This is a genomic window from Delftia sp. ZNC0008 (assembly GCF_000799035.1).
In the GTDB taxonomy this organism is placed as follows: domain Bacteria; phylum Pseudomonadota; class Gammaproteobacteria; order Burkholderiales; family Burkholderiaceae_C; genus Comamonas; species Comamonas tsuruhatensis.
In genome coordinates this window covers 1-5,767 of record NZ_JTKZ01000125.1, presented here as the reverse complement: position 1 = coordinate 5,767, position 5,767 = coordinate 1, and the positions used below count along the sequence as shown (strand labels likewise).

Sequence of the window (5,767 nt, the reverse complement as noted above, 5' to 3'; positions counted from 1 at the left end):
CCGCGTAGCCCTGGCCGCGCAAACCCTGGGACAAGAATGGCCGGGCCGACTTCAACCCGCCCCCCATGGGCCCGCGTGGCGCGCCAGCCACACGCACCGACCAGGCGGCACGCCTGCTCATGGCGCACATGGAATTCATGGAAGAACTCACCCACGAGGACTTCGAGGCATTGGCGCACTGCTCAGGCGAACATGGCGCCATGTTCCGCTGGATGGAGGCACAGTTCCAGGAATCCGGGGCCCGGCCCTTTGCCGTGCTGCGCGAACAACTGCGCGGCCTGCCTCACGAAACGCTGGCAGACAGGCTCATGAGCGGCCCCCACGCGCACCCCGAGGGCGAACTGCCCGAGCTGCGCCGTGAGTTGCGTGATGTCCTCAATCGCATGGTCATCGTCCACATCAAGGCTCAGATCGACGAAGCCTTGCGCGACATGGCACGGGACCCCAGCGCCGCCCAGCGCTATCGCGATCTCTTTGCCCGACAGCAGGCCCTGGAAAACCAGATGCGCACTTCCTCTTGAAATCGAGGTAAGCAGATATAATTGGGGGCTATCGGCAAGAGCGACAGCAGCACCTCCGGACCGGGCCCCGTGACGAACTCACGTGATTGCAGCAACTGCACGGCCCAATTTCCCGCAAGGACTGCACACCAAATGATCGCCCAGACATCTTGCCTGGAATATGTACGCTTCCCTGGCGGGCCTAGTCCGTCCGCGCGCGCTTAGGCGGCGCTTGTTTGAGTTTCCCTTTGTGTGTGTTCGCTCCCGACCGTGAGGTGCTCATGCCCGTTTCAAAGTCCGTGAAGTCCAAGCAGGCCCCCGAAGCTCCAGCGAAGCCCAAGACTTCGACAACCTCTTCAGCCCCGGCCGTCAAGGCCGGTGCCGGCAAAGCCGCTGCAGGACCGAAGAGCGCCGCATCTGCGGCCAAAGCAAAGAAAGATACCGACGTGGTAACCAAGTCCCAAGCCGAACTCAAAGCCATGGCCGACGAACTGCTCGCCGCCGCGACGCCCAAGCGTGGCCGCAAGAAGGCAGCCGAAGGCGACGACGCCCCCGCCCAGACAGAAAAGAAGCCTGCTGCCGCCAAGAAGGCGCCGGCCAAGGCCGCCACTTCCACCGCTGCAGCCAAGACCCCCGCCAAGCGCGGCCGCAAGCCCAAGGCCAAGGAAGCGGGCGACGACATGGACGACGCCGACCTGTCGGACATCGATGGCGACATCGATGGCGAAGTGGAAGGCGAAGTCGAGACCGAAGTGGAAGTCGAGGTCGAGGCCTCCTCGGCCCCGGCTGAAAAGGTCAAGCCCCTGCGCATGAAGATCAGCAAGGCCAAGGAACGTGCCTTGATGAAGGAATTCGGCCTGGACGAAACCGTCCTGACCGAAGAGGAAATGTCCACCCGCCGCCAGCGCCTGAAGGCGCTGATCAAGCTGGGCAAGACGCGCGGCTACCTGACGCACAGCGAAATCAACGACCACCTGCCCGACAAGCTGGTCGATGCCGAGACGCTGGAAGTCGTGATCTCCATGCTCAACGACATGGGCGTGGCCGTCTACGAGCAGACCCCCGACGCGGAAACCCTGCTGCTGAACAACACGGGCCAGTCCGCCACCACCGAAGAGGAAGCCGAGGAAGAGGCCGAAGCCGCCCTGTCCACGGTGGACTCCGAATTCGGCCGCACCACCGACCCCGTGCGCATGTACATGCGCGAAATGGGCACGGTGGAGCTGCTGACGCGCGAAGGCGAGATCGAAATCGCCAAGCGCATCGAAGGCGGCCTGATGGACATGATGGAGGCCATCTCGGCCTCGCCCGCCACCATCGCAGAAATCCTGGCCATGTCCGAGGAAATCCGCGAAGGCAAGGTCGTCATCTCCACCATCGTCGACGGTTTCGTCAACGCCAATGAGAACGACGACTACGTGGCCGAAGAAGACTTCGACGAATACGACGAAGAGGACGACGACGACGGCAAGGGCGGCTCCAAGGCACTGACCAAGAAGCTCGAAGAACTCAAGAACGAGGCGCTGCGCCGCTTCGACGCCATGCGCGAGAACTTCGACAAGATGCACAAGGTGTACGACAAGGAAGGCTACGGCACGCCCACGTACATCAAGGTGCAGAAGGCCCTGACCGAAGAGCTGATGACCATCCGCTTCACGGCCAAGACCATCGAGAAGCTGTGCGACCTCGTGCGTGCCCAGGTCGATGACGTGCGCAAGAAGGAACGCGAGCTGCGCAAGATCATCGTGGACAAGTGCGGCATGCCGCAGGAAACCTTCATCGCCCAGTTCCCGCCCAACCTGCTGAACCTGCAGTGGGTGGTGGAGCAGGTCGCGGCGGGCAAGCCCTGGAGCAGCGTGCTGGAGCGCAATGTCCCGCCCGTGCAGGAACTGCAGCAGAACCTGATCGACCTGCAATCGCGCGTGGTCGTGCCGCTGGACGAGCTCAAGCGCATCAACAAGCGCATGAACGACGGCGAGCGCGCCAGCCGTGACGCCAAGAAGGAGATGATCGAGGCCAACCTGCGCCTGGTGATCTCCATCGCCAAAAAGTACACGAACCGTGGCCTGCAGTTCCTGGACCTGATCCAGGAAGGCAACATCGGCCTGATGAAGGCCGTGGACAAGTTCGAATACCGTCGCGGCTACAAGTTCTCGACCTATGCCACGTGGTGGATCCGCCAGGCCATCACGCGCTCGATCGCCGACCAGGCGCGCACCATCCGCATCCCGGTGCACATGATCGAGACCATCAACAAGATGAACCGCATCTCGCGCCAGCATCTGCAGGAGTTCGGCTTCGAGCCCGACGCGTCCATCCTGGCGGCCAAGATGGAGATCCCGGAAGACAAGATCCGCAAGATCATGAAGATCGCCAAGGAGCCGATCTCCATGGAAACGCCGATCGGCGACGACGACGATTCGCACCTGGGCGACTTCATCGAGGACACCAACAACACCGCTCCCGTGGACGCCGCCATGCAGGCCGGCCTGCGCGACGTGGTCAAGGACATCCTCGACGGCCTGACCCCGCGCGAAGCTAAGGTGCTGCGCATGCGCTTCGGCATCGAAATGTCCACCGACCACACGCTGGAAGAAGTGGGCAAGCAGTTCGACGTCACGCGCGAACGCATCCGCCAGATCGAGGCCAAGGCCCTGCGCAAGCTCAAGCATCCGAGCCGCTCGGACAAGCTGCGCAGCTTCATCGACTCGCTGTAAGGCGCTGTGGATGCCGCCCCCCCGGGCCGGCAACCGCCCCCTGGAAAGCCCCGCACTCCCCTGCGGGGCTTTTTGTTTGTGGCCGGCCATCTGCCGGGCAGGGCGATGGTGGCGCGATAGACTGCCGCCTTTGTCTGCAAGGGCATCAGCATGGCTCTCGAAATCGAACGCAAATACCTTGTGGCCGACCCCGGCGTCGTGACCGGCCTGACCGGCGTGCGCATGGCGCAGGGATACATCGCCGACAACGGCATGTGGGTGCGGGTGCGCATCGCCGGGGACGCCGGATTTCTCACGCTCAAGGGGCCGGCACGCGGCATGAGCCGCGCCGAATTCGAATACCGGATTCCGCTGGCCGACGCCGAGACGCTGCTGGCCCAGCACTGCGCGCATGGCGCACTCGAAAAGGTGCGCTACATCGTGACGGTGGACGGCTTCGACTTCGAGGTCGATGTATTCGAAGGCCCGCTGGCCGGGCTGGTCACGGCCGAGATCGAACTGGCCAGCGAGGATATCCAGCAGCCCTCGCCCGCCTGGCTGGGAGCGGAGGTCACCGCGGATCTTCGCTACAGCAACGCGCAACTGGCCAAGACCCGGCAGGTGCCTTCACCGGCCGTGCTGCCGGGCTGATGCAGGACGGCCTTGTGGACGCCCCGGGGCTACGGGGGGCTACACGGGGCCACCAGGGGGCGACAGAGGCCGCAGGGACTGACTGCCGGAACTTCCTGCGCTGTGCAGCGGCTCAGCCGCCGGCCCGGTCCAGGGCCATCGTCTGCACGCGCAGTTCGCAGCCCTCGCGCAGCGGCTGCAGCCCGCCCACAGGCCGGAAGCCGTTCGCCAGGTACAGGCGCATGGCGGGAGAGTCGGCATCGGTCACACCCAGCCGCACACGCTGCATGCCCTTGTGCCAGGCCCAGGCGACGGCCTGGGCCAGCAGGGCCTGGCCCGCACCCCGGCCACGCACGGCGGGATCGACCCACATCTGGAAGAGATCGGCCACGCCGGGCTCGGGGGCACACAGCTTGCACCAGAGCAGGCCGCAGGCCTGGCCGCCGTTGACGGCGAAGAGCACCCTGTCCCTGCCGCCGGCAACGGCGGCCTGCAGCCGCGCAGCCCAGTCCGCGTCAACCCTTGCGGCCTCCGACTCCCAGGTGCTGCCGAAGGCGTCGGGTGCATCGCGCAGGGCACGCAGGCGGATATCCCGGTACTGCGGCCATTCATGGGGTTCAACGGGGCGGATGGAGATCATGGTGCATCCTTAGGCAGACAAAAAAGGGTTGGCGTCGGGAGCCAAGGCGGCGCCCGGCCGGATGGTCCGGCCCGGGCCTCAGCGCCGGCCATGCCGGGCTCCGAGCACTGCCAGCATGCGGAAGAAGGCTGCGCCTATCTCTTCCTCGGAAACGCAGGCGTACCCCAGCAGCAGGCCACGCCGCCGGTGCGGACCCGCGTAGTAGCGCGACAGCGGCTTGACGAAGATGCCGGCCTGCCGGAGGTCCTCGGCGAGCACGACATCATCGTCCTGCCCGGGCAGCTGCATCACGAAATGCAGCCCCGCGCCGCTGTCCACCCAGGGCAGGTGGTCGGCGCCCAGATAGCGCTCGATCAAGGCCATCAGCATGCGGCGGCGCTTGCCGTAGAGCAGGCGCATCTTGCGGATGTGGGCGGCGTAGTGGCCTTCCACGATCAGTTCGGCGATGACCTGCTGCGGCAGCTGGTGACCCTCTCGGTACAGCTCGGAATGGATGCGGCGCAGCGGCTCGGCCAGGGTCGGGGGCAGCACCATGTAGCCCATGCGCAGTCCCGGGTAGAGGGTCTTGCTGAAGGTGCCTATGTAGATGACGGGCGCGTCCTCCTCCATGCCCTGCATGCTGGGCACAGGGCTGCCGGAGAACCGGAATTCGCTGTCGTAGTCGTCCTCGACGATCCAGGCACCCACCCGGCGCGCGTAGGCGATCAGCGCGCGGCGCCGCGCCATGCTCATGACGGCACCCAGCGGGTACTGGTGCGAGGGAGTGACGAAGATCAGCCGCGGCACGGGCAGGCCGTCCGGCAGATGCATGCCCTCCTCGTCCACTGGCACGCTGTGCAGGCTCAGCCCGTGCTGCATGCGCAACACGTTGGCGATGCCCCAGTAGCCCGGCTCCTCCATCCAGACGCAGTCGCCAGGGTCGGCAAGGCTGCGCACCACCAGGTCGATGGCCTGGTGCACGCCTTCTGTGATCAGCACCTGGTCGGGCGCGCAGTTCACCGAGCGCGCCACGCGCAGGTGCTCGGCCAGCGCCTGCTTGAGCGCCTCCACGCCGCCGCGCGTGCCATAGGTGAGCAGCTGCGGCCCGGCGTGTCGCAGCAGGCGGTTGTGGATGCGCGCGTAGGCGGCGCGCGGGAACTGCGTCACGTCGGGCACGCCTGGCATGAAGGCGCCCCATTGCTGCTCCGAAGCCTGGGCGGTTTTCAGCAAGGCCTGTGCCTGCACGGACAGGCCGCCGCCAGGCGCAGGCGCTGCGGCGGCAGCGCGGCGGGCGGGTGCACGTCCGCCGCTCAGCAGCATGG

General features: G+C 65.9%; 5 protein-coding genes. 3 read left to right on the top strand and 2 right to left on the bottom strand.

The window, feature by feature from the left end; genetic code table 11:
- Nucleotides 1-65: 65 nt before the first annotated feature.
- The 3 genes from L995_RS04575 (at nucleotide 66) to L995_RS04565 (ending at nucleotide 3,847) form a co-directional block, all read left to right on the top strand.
- Nucleotides 66-521, top strand: a complete 456-nt coding sequence (locus L995_RS04575) for a hypothetical protein (protein WP_047469568.1) — start codon at nucleotides 66-68, stop codon at nucleotides 519-521.
- 260 nt (nucleotides 522-781) lie between these two features.
- Nucleotides 782-3,217, top strand: a complete 2,436-nt coding sequence (gene rpoD / locus L995_RS04570) for an RNA polymerase sigma factor RpoD (RefSeq protein ID WP_016447584.1) — start codon at nucleotides 782-784, stop codon at nucleotides 3,215-3,217.
- Nucleotides 3,218-3,367: 150 nt separating this feature from the next.
- Entirely contained in the window at nucleotides 3,368-3,847 is a 480-nt protein-coding gene (locus tag L995_RS04565; RefSeq protein WP_047469565.1) for a CYTH domain-containing protein, read from the top strand.
- A gap of 112 nt (nucleotides 3,848-3,959) precedes the next feature.
- Here L995_RS04565 and L995_RS04560 read toward each other — a convergent pair whose 3' ends face one another.
- Nucleotides 3,960-4,466 carry a GNAT family N-acetyltransferase gene (locus L995_RS04560; protein ID WP_016447586.1) on the bottom strand — a complete coding sequence of 169 codons (507 nt, stop codon included), beginning with the start codon at nucleotides 4,464-4,466 and terminating at the stop codon, nucleotides 3,960-3,962.
- A gap of 78 nt (nucleotides 4,467-4,544) precedes the next feature.
- Nucleotides 4,545-5,767 (bottom strand): MocR-like pyridoxine biosynthesis transcription factor PdxR (gene pdxR, locus L995_RS04555; protein ID WP_047469562.1); only part of this gene is annotated, 1,223 nt, incomplete at its 5' end.

Coding starts and splice junctions, on each gene's coding strand:
- L995_RS04560 (WP_016447586.1), bottom strand. CDS start 4,466: ATGATCTCCATCCGCCCCGTTGAACCCCATGAATGGCCGCAGTACCGG.
- rpoD (WP_016447584.1), top strand. CDS start 782: ATGCCCGTTTCAAAGTCCGTGAAGTCCAAGCAGGCCCCCGAAGCTCCA.
- L995_RS04575 (WP_047469568.1), top strand. CDS start 66: ATGGGCCCGCGTGGCGCGCCAGCCACACGCACCGACCAGGCGGCACGC.
- L995_RS04565 (WP_047469565.1), top strand. CDS start 3,368: ATGGCTCTCGAAATCGAACGCAAATACCTTGTGGCCGACCCCGGCGTC.